This is a genomic window from Bradyrhizobium diazoefficiens USDA 110, assembly GCF_000011365.1.
In the GTDB taxonomy this organism is placed as follows: Bacteria; Pseudomonadota; Alphaproteobacteria; order Rhizobiales; family Xanthobacteraceae; genus Bradyrhizobium; species Bradyrhizobium diazoefficiens.
This window is the reverse complement of record NC_004463.1, coordinates 2,517,970-2,536,289: the sequence shown is the minus strand read 5'-3', so window position 1 is coordinate 2,536,289 and position 18,320 is coordinate 2,517,970. Positions and strand designations below refer to the sequence as shown.

Genomic DNA, 18,320 nt, shown 5'->3' with positions numbered 1-18,320 from the left:
CGCACGACTCTCAGACGTCGAAGAACACGGTCTCCTCGGGCCCCTGCAAATTGACCGTGAAGGAATACACGACCTTCCCGGCGCGCTCGCTTCGCGTTGCGATCAACGTCTTGCGCCGCGCCGGCTGTTCGATCAGGTTGAGCACGGGGTCTCCGGCGTTGGCAGCCTCTTCATCCGAGAAATAGAGCCGCGTGTTGAGACCGATATTGATGCCGCGCGCGACGATCCAGACATTGACGTGTGGCGCGCATTTGCGCCCCGCCTTGTCGGTGATGGCGCCGGGCTTGATGGTCTCGAAGGTCACGAGCCCGCTGTCGAAGTCGGAGCCGGCGCGGCCCCAGCCGCGAAACTCCTGCTCCAGCGCGCCGGCCGAGCGGTCGGCCGGATGGTTGTAGCGGCCGGCCGCATTGGCCTGCCAGATTTCCAGCAGCACGTCGCGCAGCGGCGTACCGGTGCCGTCAAGCACCTTGCCTTCCAGCGTGATGCGTTCGCCCCGGGTGTTCGGCGTCACCAGCACGTTGGAAAAGTTCTTCTCGAAGATATCGAAGCCGGCCATGGCCGGGATCAGGCCGATGTGGACGTAGGGGCCGGCGGTCTGCGAGGCGGTTTCCTTGAGATAGTGGAGCGGCTGCGGCATCGGCTCAGTTCCCCTCGGTGCGGTTTTCGAAATAGGTGGAGCGCTGGCCGCGCAGGACGATGTCGAAACGGTAGGCGAGCGAATCGAACGGTGTCGAGGCGTTGAGGTCGAGCGGCGCGACCAGGCGATCGAGCGCATCCTTGTCCGGAATCGTCGTCAGGATCGGGCAGACCGGGATCAGGGGATCGCCCTCGAAATACATCTGCGTGATCAGCCGCTGCGCAAAGCCCGAGCCGAACACCGAGAAGTGGATGTGGGCGGGACGCCAGCTGTTGACGAAGTTGCGCCAGGGATAAGGACCCGGCTTCACGGTGCGGAAATAATAATAGCCGGTGTCGTCAGTCAGCGCGCGGCCGCAGCCGCCGAAATTCGGATCGATCGGCGCCAGATACGTGTCCTTCTTGTGCCGGTAGCGGCCGCCGGCATTGGCCTGCCAGAATTCGACCAGCGTGTTCGGAACGCCGCGGCCGGTCTCGTCCAGCACGCGACCGTGGACGATGATGCGCTCGCCGACGGGATCGCCGTCCTTGGCGTAGTTGCGGATCAGGTCGTTGTCGAGCGGGCCGAGATCGTTGTGGCCGAACACCGGTCCCGTGATTTCCGAGACCGAATTCTCCAGTGACAGCAGCGCCTGGCGCGGCGAGCGCAGCACCGAGGATTTGTAGCCGGGAGCATACGCGGGCGGATGGATGGAACGGTCGCGCTGGAAGAAGCCGCCGTCGCCGAGCGGCGGCGTGAACGGCTCGGCGCGGTTGAGGCGGGGATCCTGCAAGGCTGTCGCCTGGGCATTCATCGGCGTTGTCTCTCCCTAGGGCATCCCGGGGTCCCGGGTGCGCGGCTTATTGAACGATAATGCCGCCACCTATTCTCAAGATAAATAGATCGATTATAATGAATTCCATGAAAAAAATAGATCATTTGTCCCTCGACGGCCATGCCCTCGAATTGTTCCTCGCCGTGCTGGAAGAAGGCTCGGTGACGGCGGCGGCAACGCGGCTCGGCCTGACGCAATCCGCCGTCAGCCACAGCCTGAACAAGCTGCGGCGGATCGCTGGAGATCCGCTGTTCGCCAAGTCCGGCCGCGGCATCGTCGCCACCGCGCACGCCCAGGCCCTCGCGGCGAAGGCGCGTGCGCTGATCGACGAGATGCGCAGCTTTGCCGGCGGCGTCAGCTTCGAGCCGGCGCAGGCCCAGCTCTCGCTGACGATCGCCGCCAACGATTTCCAGCGCGACCTGTTGCTGCCGCGCTTCTTCGGCCATGTCAGCGAACAGGTGAAGAGCCTGCACCTGCGGGTAATCCCCTCGCAGTCCCCCTCCCCCGCGATGCTGCGCGAGAACCGGTGCGATCTCATGATCACGCCGCTGCCGCCGTCCGGCGTCGACATCGTGCAGAAGCGCGTGCTGAGCGACCACTATGTCTGTTACTTTGACCCGAAGGCACGTACCGCGCCCGCCGGTCGCAGCGCCTATCTCGCAGCGCGCCACATCACCGTGGTCTACACCGACAATGAGCGGCTCGACTTCGACCGCCGGCTGGCGGCCAACGGCTTCCACCGCGACATCGCCATCTCCGTGCCGAGCTTTTCAGGCGTGCCGTCGTTCCTGCGCGGCACGCAGATGCTCGCGAGCATGCCGAGCCTGCTCGCGTCCGGTGTCATGCAGGGCTTCGCACATGCCCGAATTCCGCTGGCCTCGGGCACTCGGACCCTGGCCGAGCTGCCGATGTTCATGGTCTGGCACCAGCGCTACCAGAAAGACCCGGCCCATCGCTGGATCAGGAACCAGCTCGAGACGGTAGCAGAGACCGCCGCAGGAGCATGAACGGCAGAATCGGGAACGTCCGAACTTCAGGTCAATTCCGCCGACAGCTTGCGCATCGCGCGGTCGAGAACCTCGACCTCCTCCGAAGTCAGCACGGCAAGCAGCCTCGTCTCCCGTTCCAGCGCGAACGGCACGATCTTGCGGAAAAGCGCGCGGCCTGCTGACGTCAGCGAAACGATCAGCTCGCGACGGTCATCAGAAGCATGTTTTCGGCTGACGATGCCGCGCGTCTCCAGTCCCTGGACGGCGCGGCTGACCTGCATCTTGTCGAGCGTGGTGAGCGGCCCGATTTCCTTGGTCGCAATCTGGGTCCGCGCGCCAAGAATGGCAAGCACACGCCATTCCTGACGCGTCAGCGCAAAGCGTTCCGAATAGACTTCGGCCACGGCCAGCGACACCTGTTCGGCCAGACGCGCCAGCCGATACGGAAAATACTGCTGCAGATCGAGCTCGGTGCCGGCATCCTGCGCCGGACCCGCTGCCCTATTTCGTGCTTCGCGCAAACGTCCCGCCATGCCGCTCAGTCCCTGGCTTGCATTCCTGCAAAAGTTTTCCGGGCAGATTGATCCAGATCAACCCCGGAGATTGTAACATTTGATACTAATTCCGCAACCATCAAAGGGAGTGACGCCGCCATGAAAATCGAGAAGATCCATCACGTCGCCTATCGCTGCGTCGACGCCAAGGCAACCGTCGAGTTCTACAAGAAGGTCTTGAACATGGATCTTCTCGGCGCGATCGCCGAGGATCGCGTGCCTTCCACCAAGGCACCCGATCCGTACATGCACATTTTCCTCGATGCAGGGAACGGCAACATCCTCGCCTTCTTCGAGCTGCCGAACTCGCCGCCCATGGGCCGCGATCCCAACACGCCGGAATGGACCCAGCACATCGCCTTTCAGGTCAAGGACCTCGCCGAGCTCGAGGAAGCCCGGGCGCGCGCGGAAGCTGCCGGCCTCGACGTCGTCGGCGTCACCGACCACACCATCTTCAAGTCCATCTACTTTCGCGATCCGAGCGGCCACCGCCTCGAGATCGCGGCCTGGACCGCCACGCCGGACCAGATCGACCGCATGAAATCGGTCGCGCACGAGATGGTCGAGGAATGGTCGCGCACCAAGCGTCCGCCACGGCATAACGCCTGGATGCACGAGAAAGAGTTTCAGGACGCACATTGAATTCGGCACGACTCGCGAGGAACCGGACATGACGAACTACATCTATCCGAAGTTCGGCTATTTGCGCTCGAAAGAACAGGCCGAGGGCATCGTCAAACGGCACCCGATCGTCGTCATCGGCGCAGGTCCCGTTGGGCTCACCGCAGCCCTCGATTGCGCGGCGCGCGGCCAGCCGGTTGTTTTGCTCGACGACAACGATACCGTCAGCATCGGCTCACGCGCCGTCTGCTATGCCAAGCGCCCGCTGGAGATCTGGAACCGGCTCGACTGCGCCGATCCCATGGTCGAACGCGGCGTGAGCTGGAACGTCGGCAAGGTATTCTTTCGCGACGAGCTTTCCTACCAGTTCGACCTCCTGCCCGAGAGCGACCACGAGTGGCCCGCCATGATCAACCTCCAGCAATATCATTTGGAGGAGATCCTGGTCGCCAGGTGCCGCGCCAGCCCACTCATCGATCTACGCTGGAAGCACCGGCTGATCAGCCTCAAGCAGGCGGCCGATCATGCCGAGCTCGCGGTGGAGACGCCCGATGGCATCTTCACTATGGAGGCGCAGTGGGTGATCGCCTGCGACGGCGCCAATTCCGATACGCGCAAGATGGTAGGCGCCGAATTCAAGGGGCAGTACTTTGAGGACCGCTTCCTGATCGCCGACGTCGCCATGAAGGCGGATTTCCCGACCGAGCGTTGGTTCTGGTTCGATCCGCCGTTCCATCCCGCGCAGTCCGTGCTCCTGCACCGGCAGGCCGACGACATATGGCGCATCGACTTCCAGCTCGGCTGGGACGCAGATCCCGACGAGGAGAAGCGGCCGGAGCGGGTCATCCCGCGCATCAAGGCGATGCTGGGCGAGGATACGGAGTTCGAGCTCGAATGGGTCTCGATCTATCAGTTCGCCTGTCGGCGGATCGACAAGTTCCGCCACGGCAGGGTGCTGTTTGCCGGCGATGCTGCACACCAGGTCTCACCGTTCGGTGCCCGCGGCGCCAACACCGGCGTGCAGGACATCGACAATCTCGCCTGGAAGCTCGCTATGGTATTGCGTGGAGAGGCGCCGGAGGCGCTCCTCGACAGCTATCACGACGAACGCGCATACGCCGCCGATGACAACATCCTGAACTCGACGCGAGCGACCGACTTCATCACACCAAAAACCAAGGTAAGCCGCCATTTCCGCGACGCCGTGCTCGAACTCGCGCAGCATCACGGCTTTGCGCGCCCACTGGTCAACAGCGGCCGGCTGTCGACACCAACGCCTTACGTTACCTCGCCCCTCAATACCTTCGACGACAGCCTGCTCGACGGCGAGATGCGGCCCGGCACCAACGCTGCGGACGCTCCGGTGACGATTGGCGGCAAGCCCGACTGGTTTCTCAACTGCCTTGGCGCGGGCTTCGTCGTCGTGACATTCGACCAAGCGGTGGACAACGAGCGGATCGAGGTCGGGCCAATCGCGGCACGGGTCATCCGTGTCGGGCGTGACATTGATGATCCCAGGGGTGTTCTGGCGAGTCGCTACGGCACGTCGACTGGCACCACATACCTCTTCCGGCCCGACCAATATGTCGCCGCGCGCTGGGCCGGCTTCGACGAAGGAAAGATCTCCGCGGCGCTGTTGCGCGCTACTGCTCAAGACGCCGTACGGCAGAAGGAGATTGCGGCATGATGCTCAACCGCTCACCGAATATCGCCGATCCAGACGGATTCTATGCCGAACTGATCGGCAGCCAGCGGGATTTGAACGAAGAGCAAGCGCTGCGCATGAACGCTCGGCTGATCCTGCTGCTCGCCAATCACATCGGCGACCGCGACGTGCTCGCGGAGGCAATCAGCTGCGCGCGCAGCGGCCGCGGATAGGCGCGTCTTCGCACCGCCCTCGATATCAGGATGTTCGGCGTCGTTGCCGGATCAGGCCGAAGCCATCTTCCGGTACGGGCCGGCGGTGACGGGAGGCAGCCTTCCAACAGGCCTTTCCCAAATTCAGGCCGCCCCTCGCCAAACCCACTGGTTGCGCGCGGACCGCCACGCTAGAATTCGGCCATGACAGTGACCGATATTGCGAGCCGGACCTACAATCACAGCTGGCGGCTGGATCCCATCATCCGCAGCCTGCTCGATACCGACTTTTATAAGCTATTGATGTTACAGATGATTCGGGAAGATTACTCGAATCAGCAGGTGACCTTCTCGGTCATCAACCGCTCGCGCCATGTGCGGCTCGCCGAGATCATCGACGAGGGCGAGCTGCGCGCCCAGCTCGACCACGCCCGCACCATCCGCTTCACCAAGAAGGAGCTGATCTGGCTCGCCGGTAACACCTTCTACGGCAAGACCCACATGTTCTCGGCGGATTTCATCCGCTGGCTGGCCGAATTCCGCCTGCCCGAATACGAGCTGCGCAAGGTCGAGGGGCAGTACGAATTGCACTTCCACGGGCCGTGGACCCACACCACGATGTGGGAGATTCCGGCGCTCGCGATTCTCAACGAGCTGCGCTCGCGCGCGGCGATCAAGGGCCGCGGCCGCTTCGAGCTCGACGTGCTCTACGCCCGCGCCAAGGCCAAGCTGTGGACCAAGGTCGAGCGGCTGCGCAAGCTCGAGAACCTGAGGCTCTCCGACTTCGGCACCCGCCGGCGTCACGGCTTTCTCTGGCAGCGCTGGTGCGTCGAGGCGGTGAAGGAAGGCCTCGGCCCCTCCTTCATCGGCACCTCCAACGTGCTGCTCGCGATGGACAACGACCTCGAGGCCATCGGCACCAACGCGCACGAGCTGCCGATGGTCGCGGCCGGGCTCGCCAAGGACGACGAGGAGTTGCGCTGGGCGCCCTATCGCATTCTCGACCAGTGGCGTCAGACCTACGGCGGCAACCTCCTGATCGCACTGCCCGACGCCTTCGGTACGAAAGCGTTCCTACGCGATGCGCCGGAATGGGTCGCCGACTGGACCGGCTTCCGCCCCGACAGCGCGCCGCCAATCCAGGCCGGCGAGGAGATCATCGCCTGGTGGGAGAAGAAGGGCCGCAACCCGAGGGACAAGCTGCTCGTCTTTTCCGACGCGATGGACGTCGGCTCGATCGAGGAGACCTATCACCACTTCACCGGCCGCGTGCGGCTCTCTTTCGGCTGGGGCACCAACCTCACCAACGACTTCGTCGGCTGCGCCCCGGACGGCTCGTTCAATCTCGATCCGATCTCGCTGGTCTGCAAGGTGTCGTCGGTCGACGGCCATCCGGCGGTCAAGCTCTCCGACAATCCGGAGAAGGCAACCGGCCTCCCCTCGGAGATCGAGCGTTACCTGCGCGTGTTCGGCGACGTCGGCCGCGTGCGCAAGCCGGTGCTGGTCTAGCAATTCTCTCGATCGGGTAAACCGCACGCCACGAATGCGCGGCATTGGTTCGCCAATTCCGCGCCAGTTCCGCTTCCTCAGTATTTGAAGCGATCTGCGCGCATCCACGTCACGACGCCTTCACCCTACGGCGCAGTCCCCCGCGTCTTTCAGGTCGAGTTAAGCAACCATCCCTTCTACTTGACGTTGCAGGCGCAACGCTCCGCTGGGGTCGTTGATCGATTTGGGGAACTAAGGGTGTTTCGCAGGACATCGGCGTCGACGAAGGGACACAGCTTCCTTCATGTCATCAAGCTCGTCTCGCCTTTCGTGATGGTCGTCGTGCTTCAGGCGGCGATTGCGGGATTCAGCCTCGAGGTGATGTCATCGGTCCGCGCCTATGTCGCGGGCGAAGCGCTGTGGTCGCGCTCGCAGAAGAACGCCGTCTATTTCCTCAATAGCTATTTGCATTCGGGCGAACCGAGCCAGTTCGCGCAATACCAGGCCTCGCTCGCCGTTCCGATCGGCGACGAGTTCGCACGCTGGGCGCTCGAGCGAGATCCCGTCGACGTCGAAGCCGCCCGCATCGGCTTCCTGCAAGGCGGCAACCATCCCGATGACGTTCCGGGATTGATCTGGCTGTTTCGCTATTTCAACCGCGTCAGCTTCCTCCAGGAAGCGATCCGCGAGTGGGCGGCCACCGATCCGATGCTGCTGGAGCTGAGCGTGTTCGGCGAGGTCATCCGGTCCGAGCTGGAGAAGGGCCCTGTTCAGGACAGCGGCCGCCTGCGATTCCTGTCGTCGCGGCTCTCTGAGCTCAACACCCAGTTCACGGTGCATGCCAACCGCTTCTCCACCGTCCTGGGCGAAGGCTCCCGCGCGATCAAATTGACGCTGACCAGCATCAACATCCTCACCGCCGTGACGCTGATCCTGCTGCTGATCTGGCACACGCGGCGATTGGTGCTGCAACGACAGGCGTTCGAGGATGCCCTGCATGCCGAGAAGGAGCGCCTGGCCTGGCAGGCGTCGCACGACTGGCTGACGGGCCTTGCCAACCGCCGCGCCTTCGAGGCGCGCCTGCAAGGCGAGCTCGACAATATCGCGGCAGGCTCGCTGGGCCTGATCCTGCTCGACCTCGACCAGTTCAAGAACGTCAACGACAGCTGCGGCCATCTTGCGGGCGACCGCCTGCTCTGCCAGGTCTCGCGCCTCCTGCAACAGGACCGGCGCCCGCATGATCTGGTGGCCCGGCTCGGCGGCGACGAATTCGGCCTGATCCTGCCGCGGTGCTCGCCGTTCGACGCAACGGACATCGCCGAACGGCTGCGACGAGCGCTCGAGCTGTTCAGCTTCGCCTGGGACGATCGCTGCTTTGCAGTGACTGCCAGCATCGGCATCACCTGCATCACCGACCGCGACACCACGCTCGAGGACGCGATGCGGCGCGCGGATGCCGCCTGCTATCGCGCCAAGGAAAAGGGACGCAACCGGGTTCAGGTCGACGGTGTGCGGGCCGACGTCGTCCTCGTTGCAGCACGGCCACGCGAAGCGGCCCGCGCTTGAGGCCGCCCGCCCTATCGGCGCAAAGGCAGAATCCCGAGGCCCGCAAGGTGCGCGTCGAGGAACTGCTCCACCTGCTGGCGCAGCAACTGGGGCGGCACGGCCACCATGCGCTCCTCGAGACCGAGCGAGATGATGCCGTGCACCGCGGAGAACAGGGTGCGCGACAACAGCGCGATCTTCACGTCATCCGCATCCGGCAGCAGCCGCACCAGCGGCGGGTGCATCAGCGCGAAGGCGTCCATTACCATCTGAAGGATGTCGTCCGGATAGGGGCGATCGTCCTCCATCCGATGCTCGAACAGCGAACGCAGCAAATTCGCGTGCTCCGCAAAGAATTCGAGATAGGCCTCGGCAAGCCCGTAGAGCTGGCCGACCGGATCCTCGGCCGGAACCCCCGAAAGCCGCGATGTGAGCGCCTGAACGGTCTCCCGATTGACGGTCAGGATCACCCCGTCGAAGTCGCCGAACTCGTTATAGACGCTGCCGACCGAGCAGCCGGCGGCTTCGGCGACGTCACGAACCTTCAATGATCTCAAACCCTTAGAAGAAATTATAGTGCGGGCGATCTCCAGGATCAGGAGCCGTCGCCGAACTTTTTTTTGGTCGCGCAGAGATTCTTCTTGAACATTGTTCATTTTCAAGCTACTCATGTGAACATTGTTCAAATTAACCCGGAGACCTGCAAAATGCAAACCCTCGCTGTTGATATTGCCACCACCTTCGTCGACGACGCCGCAGCCCTCGTGACCGGTCTTGGCCGGGCCGCCCTCAAGCTCGTGATGGCGCCGATCGATCGCATCGCCAATGCCTGCGACATTGCCGGCGTGCTCGCTGAGCGTCGCGCGACCTTCCGGATGTGGCGCGCCAACCGTGGCCGCGCCCGTCGCGAAGGCCGCAGGTTCAGCCTGCTTGGTCGCTTCTCCCCCTTTCGCCACCTCGCTCACCTCACCTGAGGCACCCGCCGCGAAGCGGTTCGAATGCAAGAAAAGGCCGCAATGAAGGACTTACCATTTTCCGACATTCGCGGCCGATGTCGCGGGCCTTACCGGTGCGGTTCAGTTTTTGCTCACGGCCCGTCGCATATCCGGGTCAGCGCGGCCCTTCCGCCCAAAGCCGACGCGGCCGCAACCGGAAATTTGCGAACCTAACGAGACCATTTGGAGACCAACAGGATCGGAGGGATCGAGGGGACAGAGCAGGCCGACGACCATCGTCACTCTGCAATCGTTCGTCCCATTCCCTTCCGGTCGTGACGCTTTCACCGCCCACGAAGCAACCTCAGGCTGCCTTTCCAAAACAGGACTAGTCATGATCAGGGAATTGATGTCGTCACGCCGCTTCGCGCCGCTGTTCTGGGCGCAGTTCTTCTCGGCGCTCAATGACAACGTGCTCAAGAACGCACTCGTCATCATCCTGCTTTACAGTGCCGCGACCGGCCACGGCGACGCGCTGGTGACGGTGGCAGGCGCCGTCTTCATCTTCCCCTATTTCATCCTGTCCGGGCTCGGCGGACAGCTCGCCGACAAATACGTCAAATCCGTCGTCGCAAGGCGACTCAAATTCACCGAGATCTTCGCCGCGGGCTTTGCCGCCGCCGGCTTCTTCCTGCACTCGGTGCCGCTGCTGTTCGCAGCGCTCGCGCTGTTCGGCATCATCGCCGCCCTGTTCGGCCCCGTGAAATATTCCATGCTGCCGGACCAGCTCGAGCTCGGCGAGCTCGCGACCGGCAATGCGCTGGTCGAAGGCGCGACCTTCATGGCCATCCTGCTCGGCACCGTCGCCGGCGGCCAGTTCGTGGCCGGCTCCGCCCATATGGGCTGGGTCGCATCCGCCGTGGTGGTGCTGGCTCTGCTGTCCTGGGCTTTCGCTTCCCGCATTCCGCAGACCACGCCCTCCGCGCCCGATCTGCCCGTCGATGCCAATCCCTGGACCTCGACGCTCGGCTTACTGAAGACGCTGCACGCCGACCACCGTCTGTGGGACGGCACCGTGATCGTCTCCTGGTTCTGGCTGGTCGGCGCCATCGTGCTGTCGCTGCTGCCGGCGCTGGTCAAGGAGGTCGTCGGCGGCACCGAAGGCGTGGTGACGCTGTGTCTTGCGATCTTCGCGATCGGCATCGCCATCGGCTCGCTGTTCGCGGCGCAACTGAGCCACGTTCGCCCGAACCTCGCCCTGGTGCCGATCGGCGCCATCATCATGGGGTTTGCCGGCCTCGATCTCGCCTGGGCCATCGGCGTGACCACCAAGGGTCACGACATCACCGCGCTCGACTTCGCAACCTCGTTCGCGGGCCTGCGCATGCTGATCGACTTCGTCGCCTTCGCATTCGGCGGCGGCCTGTTCGTCGTCCCCTCCTTCGCCGCAGTCCAGGCCTGGTCGGTCCCCTCCGAGCGCGCCCGCATCATCGCGGCCGGCAATGTGCTACAGGCTGCCTTCATGGTGGTCGGCTCGCTGTTCGTCGCGCTGCTGCAGGCCGCAGGCCTCCATGTCGGCTGGATCTTCTTCGGCCTTGGCGTCGCCAGCTTCGGCGCGGTGTGGTTCGTGCTGACGAAATGGGGCAAGGAAGGCGTGCGCGATTTCGGCGGGTTGCTGTTCCGCGCACTGTTCCGCACCGAGATCCGCGGCCTCGAGAACCTGCCGCCATCCGGCACGCGCATGCTGATCGCGCCGAACCATGTCAGCCTGATCGACGGCCCGCTGCTGCACGCCGTGCTGCCGATCGACGCGAGTTTCGCGGTCGATACCGGCATCGCCAAGGCCTGGTGGGCCAAGCCGTTCCTGCGGGTGGTGAAGCATTACACCATGGACCCGACCAAGCCGCTGGCCGCGCGCGACCTGATCAAGCTGGTTGCCGCCGGCGAGCCGGTGGTCATCTTTCCGGAAGGACGCATCACCGTCTCCGGCTCGCTGATGAAGGTTTATGACGGCACCGCGATGATCGCGGACAAGGCCGACGCCGTGGTCGTGCCCGTCCGCATCGAAGGCGCGCAGCGCTCGCATCTCAGCTACCTCAACAGCAGCCAGATCAAGCGCTCGTGGTTTCCGCGGGTGACGGTCACGATCCTGCCGCCGGTCAAGCTTCCGGTCGATCCGGCGCTGAAGGGCAAGGCACGCCGCAACGCCGCGGGTGCAGCGCTCCAGGACGTGATGATCGACGCTCTGGTCAAGAACGCCATGCTCGATCACTCGCTGTTCGAAGCGCTCGGACACGCCTATCGCGACCGCGACACCGGCAAGGTCATCGTCGAGGACGCGCTCGGCACCAAGCTGACCTATCGCAAGCTGATCCTGGGCGCGCAGGTCCTGAGCCGGAAGCTGGAAGACGGCACTGCCGTCGGCGAGAATGTCGGCGTGCTGCTGCCGAACTCCGCGGGCGTCGCCGTCGTCTTCATGGCGCTGCAAAACATCGGCCGGGTCCCGGCGATGCTCAACTTCTCCGCCGGCCCGGTCAACGTCCTCGCCGCCATGAAGGCCGCGCAGGTCAAGACCGTGTTGACCTCGAAGGCCTTCATCGAGAAGGGCAAGCTCGACAAGCTGATGGCCGCGATCTCCGCGGAGGCCCGAATTGTCTATCTCGAAGATGTCCGCGCCTCGATCGGTGTGGCCGACAAGATCAAGGGCCTGCTCGCAGGTACAGCGCCGCGGGTCACCCGCCAGGCGAACGATCCTGCCGTCGTTCTGTTCACGTCGGGCTCGGAAGGCACGCCCAAAGGCGTGGTGCTGTCCCACCGCAACATCCTCGCCAACGCGGCGCAGGCGCTGGCGCGGGTCGATGCCAACGCCAATGACAAGGTGTTCAACGTGCTGCCGGTGTTCCACTCCTTCGGGCTGACAGGCGGGATGATGATGCCGCTGCTCGCGGGCATTCCGATCTACATGTACCCGTCCCCGCTGCACTATAGGATCGTGCCCGAGCTGATCTACCAGACCGGCGCCACCATCCTGTTCGGCACCGACACGTTCCTCACCGGCTACGCGCGCTCGGCGCATGCTTACGACTTCCGCACCCTGCGTCTGGTGATCGCCGGCGCCGAGGCGGTCAAGGACCGCACCCGGCAGGTGTTCATGGAGCGCTACGGCATCCGCATCCTCGAGGGCTATGGCGTCACCGAGACGGCGCCGGTACTGGCGATGAACACGCCGATGGCCAACCGCCCCGGCACCGTCGGCCGCCTGTCGCCGCTGATGGAAAGCCGCCTCGATCCGGTCCCCGGCATCGAGGACGGCGGCCGCCTCTCCGTGCGCGGACCGAACGTGATGCTCGGTTACCTCAGGGCCGAAAATCCCGGCGTGCTCGAAGTGCTCGCGGAAGGCTGGCACGACACCGGCGACATCGTCGCAATCGACCCGGCCGGCTTCATCACCATCAAGGGCCGCGCCAAGCGCTTTGCCAAGATCGCAGGCGAGATGGTCTCGCTGTCCGCGGTCGAAAGCATCGCGGCGACGCTGTGGCCGCAGGCCGGCTCGGTCGCCGTGTCGATCCCCGACCAGCGCAAGGGCGAGCGCATCGTGCTGCTGACGACGGAGAAGACCGCCGAGCGCAGCGCGATGCAGGGCCAGGCCAAGGCGATCGGCGCGTCCGAGCTGACCGTGCCCGCCGCGATCATGGTGGTCGACAAGGTGCCGCTGCTCGGCACCGGCAAGACCGACTATGTCACGGCAACGACGATGGCCCGCGAGCAGGCGTCTTCGCCGGAGCGCGAGGTGGCGTAAACGAGATGCAGGAGGCGCCTGAGCCAGGCGACGCGCGATGCCCCGGAGTGGTTCTGCTTCACGGCATCGCGCGGACCTCGGCGTCCCTGACGAAGCTGGAGCGGGCGCTCCGGGCCAGCGGGTTCACGACGCTCAACGTCGACTATTCCAGCCGCAGCAAGCCGATCGCGGCGATCGCAGACGACATTCATCCGGCGATCGCCCGTTTCGCCGAACGTGACGCGCCGCTGCATTTCGTCGCGCATTCGATGGGCGGCCTCGTCGCGCGCGCCTACATCGCAAGACACCGCCCCGCCCGGCTTGCCCGCGTCGTGATGCTGGGCACGCCGAACAGCGGCAGCGAGGTCGCTGATCTCCTGCAGGGATTGCTGCCCTACCGCGCATTCTACGGGCCAGCCGGCCTCGAGCTGACCACCACGCCCGCAACCGCACCGAATGCCCTCCCCGCCATCGACTATCCGGTCGGTGTGATCGCTGGAAACCGCTTCATCGATCCTGTCGCCGGTCTCTTCGTTCTGCCGAAGCCCAATGACGGACGGGTGTCGGTGCAGAGCACGATGCTTGCCGGCATGACCGACCATGTCGTCGTGAAGGCGTCCCACACCGGGCTGCCGCGTCACGCCGCCGCGATCGCACAGACGATCGCTTTTCTGCGCAACGGCCATTTTCGGCCGAGGTAACGGGTCACGGCGCCGTCCGCCGTTCCTGTGCATAGCGAACCAGCGCCGCGAAGCGATAGATGCCGTGCACGAACTTGCCGTAGGGCATGGTGATGAACAGCGCAAACACGGCGCCGAGATGCAGCGCCAACAACGGCCCCATGGCCGCGGCCTCGCGCAGGAGCAGAAGCAGCATGCCGGTGAGACCGGTCAGGAACAGCATGGCGATGAAGCCGACATCCATGCCGTAGCTGTTCTCGTCCAGCAGTTCCGGCGCCCTGCGCAATTTCGCGACGTACAGGCCGATCGGCCCGACGATGAGGCCGATGCCGCCGAGCGCGCCGAGCACGACGGGCAGATCCCACCACGGATACGGCGCCTCGCGTCCGAGGAGATAGTGATACAGCGTGGCGACGGACGTCGCGGCAAAGCACAGCAGGAAGCCGTAGAACGTCAGGTGATGATAGAGCTTGCGCCGGTCGGTCGGCTTGTCGTCCTCGTTGTAGCAGCCAACGCCGCCACCATGGAGATAGCGCAGCTCGCCGGCATCGCGGATCGCCTGGAAAATCGAGCCGCCGTCCGCTCTGCCGCCGATCGGCGTGCCGATATCGCGCCAGAAGGCACGCACGCTCATGACAAGTGCAAGGATGGCATAGAGGAGTGCCGCGCTGAACAACGCAGCCATCGCGTTGTGCGGCATCAGTTTGTAGAACGCCCCAGGCCCGGTATGGACACCGAACAGCACGCTGCGATCGTTCAGCGCAGCAAAGCCGAAGATAAAGGCGGCCATGCTGAGCGCAGCGACGATGCTGATCACGAGACCATTGCGCGCGAAGGCGCCGGACAACGCCCGCGGCCAGGCGTAGGCCGCATAAGACTCCGCGCGCGCGACCGCGAGCGTCTTCGGGACGTTGACGTCGAATTCGTGCGGCGGCGAGAACTGGCAATCGACGTAGCAGGCGCCACAGGAATGGCAGAGGTTGGCGAGATAATTGAGATCGCCGTCGGAGAAGGCGCGGCGCATCTCCATGGCGGGAAATACCGCGCAAAGACCCTCGCAGTAGCGGCAGGAATTGCAGACCGTCATCAGGCGGTCGGCTTCGTCCAGAATTTGGGTTCCGTGCATGGCTCTACTTCGTCAGGCCTTTGCCCTCGAGCCATTTCTGGATCAGGGCCGCGACCTCGAGGTTGTTCTTGTCCATCATCACCATATGCGAATTGCCCTTGATGCCAGCCTGTGGGAGGTCGACGATGTCGACGTTGCCCCCGGCCGCCTTGATGGCGTCCGCAAAGGCGATGCCGTTGGCGCGGATCTTGGGCCAGCGCGAATCGCGCTCGATATAGTCGCCGTAGATGATGAGGGTCGGAATGTTCTTCAGCACATCCGCCCTCGCGGGATCACCGATGCCGGCCGGCTCGATCGCAATCAGCGCCTTGACCTTGTCAGGCCGGGCTTGCGCGACCTTGAAGCCGAAGCTGCCGGCCTGGCTGTGGAACAGGATCACCGAGGGGCCGACGCGATCGAGCTCGGCGATATAGGCGGCGATGGTCGCATCATCAGTTGTGGTCCAGCGCGGTACGTTCTGCTTGACGAAATTCTGGTAGCCCTCGACCGGAAACTGGTTGCCCGGCAGCACCTTTCGCTTGGCGGGATCGGGATCGTAGGAGTTTGGCCCATCACCGATGCGGAAACGCTCGAACGGATTGGCCGTGGTGAGGAAGACAGGCTCGCTCTTGAAGATATCAGGATATTGCGCCCAGCCTGCGCGCCCGCGCTCCACCGCGTCGGAATTGTAGACCGCCCATCCCTTGCGCAGAAAATAATTCAGCCAGCCTTCGCGTCCGTCAGGCGTGGTTTCGTAGGTGACGCCGGTCAGTCCGCCGCCGTGCCACATCAGCAGCGGATAAGCCCCCTTCTCGTTGGCCGGCAGGAAATACTGCACGTACATCTGCTCGACCTGATACGTGCCATTGGGATCGACGTTGGCCGGCACGCCGCCAGGCGCGAACACGACCTCCTTCACCGGCTTGCCGGAGATTTCGACAAGACGCCCGCCGACATGGAACGACCCCATGTCGCGCAGGGTGATCGGCTCGGCGGCGCGGGCGTGGCCGACCATCAGCAGCGCCGTGATCGAGGCAATGACAATACGCGACATGGTTTCTCCCATCACCTTTCTTCTTGGTCCCTAGTTCTTCGCATGACGTGCCGCTTCCCGCCCTGCGATCCGCCCGAACACGCTGCCGATGGTCATGCCCATGCCGGCGGCATAACCCTTGCCGAGCACGTTGCCGGCCATGATCTCGCCGGCCGCGAACATGTTGCCTGATGGCTTGCCGTCAGCCATCAGCATCCGCGCTTCCTTGGTCACGCGCGTGCCGAGATAGGTGAAGGTGATGCCGGGCCGCACCGGATAGGCGAGATAGGGCGGCGTCTCGATCCGCCGCGCCCAATGCGTCTTCTGCGGCGTGATGCCCTCCGTGCGGCAGTCGTCCAGGATGGTGTGGTCGAACGTGCCGGGCCTCACCGCGGCGTTGAACTCCGTGATGGTCGTTTCCAGCGCGGCCGGATCGAGCTCGAGCTTGCTGGCAAGCTCCGCGACCGTCTGCCCGGCGATCGGCGGGAACAGCGTCGGCATGAACGAGGTAACGACGGTGGAATCGAAGATGATATAGGCAATCTGATCGGGCTGCGCCGCGACCAGCCGGCCCCAGATCGCATAGCGCTTCGGCCAGATGTCCTCGCCCTCGTCATAGAAGCGCTGGGCGTGCTTGTTGACGACGATGCCGAAGACGACCGAGTCATGACGCGTGATGATGCCGCCGTCGAATTTCGGCGCGCGGGCGTCGATCGCCACCGCGTGGCACTGGGTGGGATCGCCGACCTCCTGCACGCCCTTGTCGAGCAGCATTTTCAGGATCGAGCCGCGGTTATAGGGCGTGCCGCGAATCAGGAAGTTGTCAGCCGCCTCGCCCCAATACTGCTTCAGCCATTCGATGTTGGCCTCGAACCCGCCGGCCGCGGCGACCAGCGACGTCGCGCGGATCTCGGTCTCGCCCTTGATCGGCCGCTTGAGGCGGGCGGCCAGGAACATGCCGTCCTCGATCACGAGGTCCGTGACCTCGGCATCGTATTCGACATCGACGCCGAGCCGCTCGGCGGTGAGGTAGAGCGCATTCAGCATCGCGCGGCCGCCGCCGAGAAAGAAGGAGTTGGTGCGGCCGAGGCTCAGCGTGCCGCCGAGCGAGGGCTGCCAGCGCACGCCCTGCTCCACGATCCAGTTCAGGATGTCCTTGGACTCCCGGATCATGTGGCGCGCAAGTTCCTCGTCGGTCTGCCCGCCGGTGACCAGCAGCAGATCCTTCCAGAATTCCTCCTCGGTGTAGGGGCCGGTGAGGATTTCGGTGGCAGCGTCATGGGCGCAGCGCATGTTGCGGGTGTGGCGGGTGTTGCCGCCGCGATAGAATTTTGGCGCGCCTTCAAGCACGAGCACCGAGGCGCCGCCACGACGCGCCGCGATCGCCGCACACAGCGCCGCGTTGCCGCCTCCGATCACCAGCACGTCGTATTTGCTGCTCATGCCGTCTGCCCGATGCGACGAAGTTGGAGACATTCTGCCCGCCGGCGGCCTCGGTCAACCGGTCCGCCATTGCGTACTTTTGTATACAAAGATATACAGAAGCTGCGCAAGCCGCATCTCTGCATGGGCAGGATGCGCTTTTTGCTTCGAGGATGCATGTCGAGACGCCCGGCAAAGGCAGGATCGATCGCGCGCGGCGCGGGCGTCGCGCTGGGCGAAGCGGTGTTCCGCTCACTCTGCGAGGCGCTCCAGGCCGGCAGCTACCGCGCGGGCGATCGCCTGCGCGAGGAGGAAGTGGCGCAGCGGCTGAAGGTCAGTCGCACGCCGGTTCGCGAAGCGCTGGGCCGCCTCGCGGCGCGCGGCTTCGTCGAGCCCGCCGGCGGCCGCGGCCTGATCGTCCGCAACCTCGATATCTCCGAGGTGCTCGAGCTCTACGCCATGCGCGAGATCATGGAAGGCGCCGCCGCGCGCCTCGCCGCCGAGCACGCCTCGGCGACCGAAATCGACGCGCTCCGGGACATCGAGCAGACCTTCGTCGAGGCGTCCGCGACCGACGCGATCGAGATGGCGCGGCTCAACCGCGCCTTCCACGAGGCGATCTGCCGCGCCGCGCGCAACCGCTATCTCGACAACGCCTCCCGCGAACTGCAGGACTGGATCGCCCTGCTCGGCCCGACCACCTTCACGGTGACGGGACGCCCCACGACCAGCCACGGCGAGCACCAGGCCATCATCGACGCCATCGCCGCACGCGACGGCGACAGGGCCGAACAGCTGGCGCGAGCACACATCCGCGAGGCGCTGCGCTGCCGGCTCAAATTGTTGCAGAAGCAGTAGAGCG

At 64.6% G+C, this 18,320-nt stretch carries 16 protein-coding genes; 9 read left to right on the top strand and 7 right to left on the bottom strand.

Annotated features, from left to right (window positions below):
- Positions 1 to 10: 10 nt before the first annotated feature.
- Both pcaG and pcaH read right to left on the bottom strand, forming a co-directional pair.
- A complete protein-coding gene (gene pcaG, locus BJA_RS11425; protein WP_011085122.1) occupies positions 11 to 637 on the bottom strand; it encodes a protocatechuate 3,4-dioxygenase subunit alpha in 627 nt (208 codons plus the stop codon).
- A gap of 4 nt (positions 638 to 641) precedes the next feature.
- Complete coding sequence (gene pcaH / locus BJA_RS11420) at positions 642 to 1,430, bottom strand: protocatechuate 3,4-dioxygenase subunit beta (protein ID WP_011085121.1); 789 nt, start codon at positions 1,428 to 1,430, stop codon at positions 642 to 644.
- Between the two features lie 98 nt (positions 1,431 to 1,528).
- Here pcaH and BJA_RS11415 point away from each other — a divergent pair, with 98 nt between their 5' ends.
- Positions 1,529 to 2,458, top strand: coding sequence for a LysR family transcriptional regulator (locus BJA_RS11415; RefSeq protein ID WP_038966596.1), 930 nt, complete (start codon positions 1,529 to 1,531; stop codon positions 2,456 to 2,458).
- Positions 2,459 to 2,484: 26 nt separating this feature from the next.
- Here BJA_RS11415 and BJA_RS11410 read toward each other — a convergent pair whose 3' ends face one another.
- The gene (locus BJA_RS11410; protein ID WP_011085119.1) at positions 2,485 to 2,973 is read right to left on the bottom strand and encodes a MarR family winged helix-turn-helix transcriptional regulator; all 489 of its coding nucleotides are present in this window, start codon (positions 2,971 to 2,973) and stop codon (positions 2,485 to 2,487) included.
- A 120-nt stretch (positions 2,974 to 3,093) separates the two neighbouring features.
- Between BJA_RS11410 and BJA_RS11405 the strand changes: the two genes are divergently transcribed.
- From BJA_RS11405 to BJA_RS11385, 5 genes are all read left to right on the top strand, one after another.
- Positions 3,094 to 3,636 (top strand): VOC family protein, encoded by a 543-nt coding sequence (locus BJA_RS11405; protein WP_011085118.1) that lies wholly within the window; start codon positions 3,094 to 3,096, stop codon positions 3,634 to 3,636.
- 28 nt (positions 3,637 to 3,664) lie between these two features.
- Complete coding sequence (locus tag BJA_RS11400; protein WP_011085117.1) at positions 3,665 to 5,302, top strand: FAD-dependent oxidoreductase; 1,638 nt, start codon at positions 3,665 to 3,667, stop codon at positions 5,300 to 5,302.
- The gene (locus tag BJA_RS11395) at positions 5,299 to 5,493 is read left to right on the top strand and encodes a DUF2783 domain-containing protein (RefSeq protein WP_011085116.1); all 195 of its coding nucleotides are present in this window, start codon (positions 5,299 to 5,301) and stop codon (positions 5,491 to 5,493) included. Before BJA_RS11400 ends, BJA_RS11395 begins: the two co-directional genes overlap by 4 nt.
- A 183-nt stretch (positions 5,494 to 5,676) precedes the next feature.
- Positions 5,677 to 6,981, top strand: coding sequence for a nicotinate phosphoribosyltransferase (pncB, locus tag BJA_RS11390; RefSeq protein ID WP_011085115.1), 1,305 nt, complete (start codon positions 5,677 to 5,679; stop codon positions 6,979 to 6,981).
- A gap of 237 nt (positions 6,982 to 7,218) precedes the next feature.
- On the top strand, positions 7,219 to 8,526 hold the full coding sequence (locus BJA_RS11385; protein WP_011085114.1) for a GGDEF domain-containing protein: 1,308 nt from the start codon (positions 7,219 to 7,221) through the stop codon (positions 8,524 to 8,526).
- Between the two features lie 11 nt (positions 8,527 to 8,537).
- On the opposite strand, the gene BJA_RS11380 is transcribed toward BJA_RS11385, so the two are convergent.
- Positions 8,538 to 9,161 carry a TetR/AcrR family transcriptional regulator gene (locus BJA_RS11380; protein WP_028174279.1) on the bottom strand — a complete coding sequence of 208 codons (624 nt, stop codon included), beginning with the start codon at positions 9,159 to 9,161 and terminating at the stop codon, positions 8,538 to 8,540.
- Positions 9,162 to 9,834: 673 nt separating this feature from the next.
- On the opposite strand from BJA_RS11380, the gene BJA_RS11370 reads away from it, so the two are divergent.
- Entirely contained in the window at positions 9,835 to 13,239 is a 3,405-nt protein-coding gene (locus tag BJA_RS11370) for an acyl-[ACP]--phospholipid O-acyltransferase (RefSeq protein WP_011085112.1), read from the top strand.
- A gap of 5 nt (positions 13,240 to 13,244) precedes the next feature.
- Complete coding sequence (locus tag BJA_RS11365; protein WP_011085111.1) at positions 13,245 to 13,919, top strand: alpha/beta fold hydrolase; 675 nt, start codon at positions 13,245 to 13,247, stop codon at positions 13,917 to 13,919.
- Positions 13,920 to 13,923: 4 nt separating this feature from the next.
- Here the strand turns inward: BJA_RS11365 and tcuB are convergent, their stop codons facing one another.
- From tcuB to tcuA, 3 genes are read right to left on the bottom strand one after another with little or no spacing between them, the layout of a single operon-like run.
- Positions 13,924 to 15,024: a tricarballylate utilization 4Fe-4S protein TcuB gene (gene tcuB, locus BJA_RS11360; RefSeq protein WP_011085110.1), complete on the bottom strand. Its 1,101-nt coding sequence runs from the start codon at positions 15,022 to 15,024 to the stop codon at positions 13,924 to 13,926.
- 4 nt (positions 15,025 to 15,028) lie between these two features.
- The gene (locus BJA_RS11355) at positions 15,029 to 16,057 is read right to left on the bottom strand and encodes an esterase (RefSeq protein ID WP_038966592.1); all 1,029 of its coding nucleotides are present in this window, start codon (positions 16,055 to 16,057) and stop codon (positions 15,029 to 15,031) included.
- 30 nt (positions 16,058 to 16,087) lie between these two features.
- Positions 16,088 to 17,479, bottom strand: a complete 1,392-nt coding sequence (gene tcuA / locus BJA_RS11350; RefSeq protein ID WP_038966591.1) for an FAD-dependent tricarballylate dehydrogenase TcuA — start codon at positions 17,477 to 17,479, stop codon at positions 16,088 to 16,090.
- Positions 17,480 to 17,635: 156 nt separating this feature from the next.
- Between tcuA and BJA_RS11345 the strand changes: the two genes are divergently transcribed.
- Complete coding sequence (locus BJA_RS11345) at positions 17,636 to 18,316, top strand: GntR family transcriptional regulator (RefSeq protein ID WP_038966590.1); 681 nt, start codon at positions 17,636 to 17,638, stop codon at positions 18,314 to 18,316.
- Positions 18,317 to 18,320: the final 4 nt, after the last annotated feature.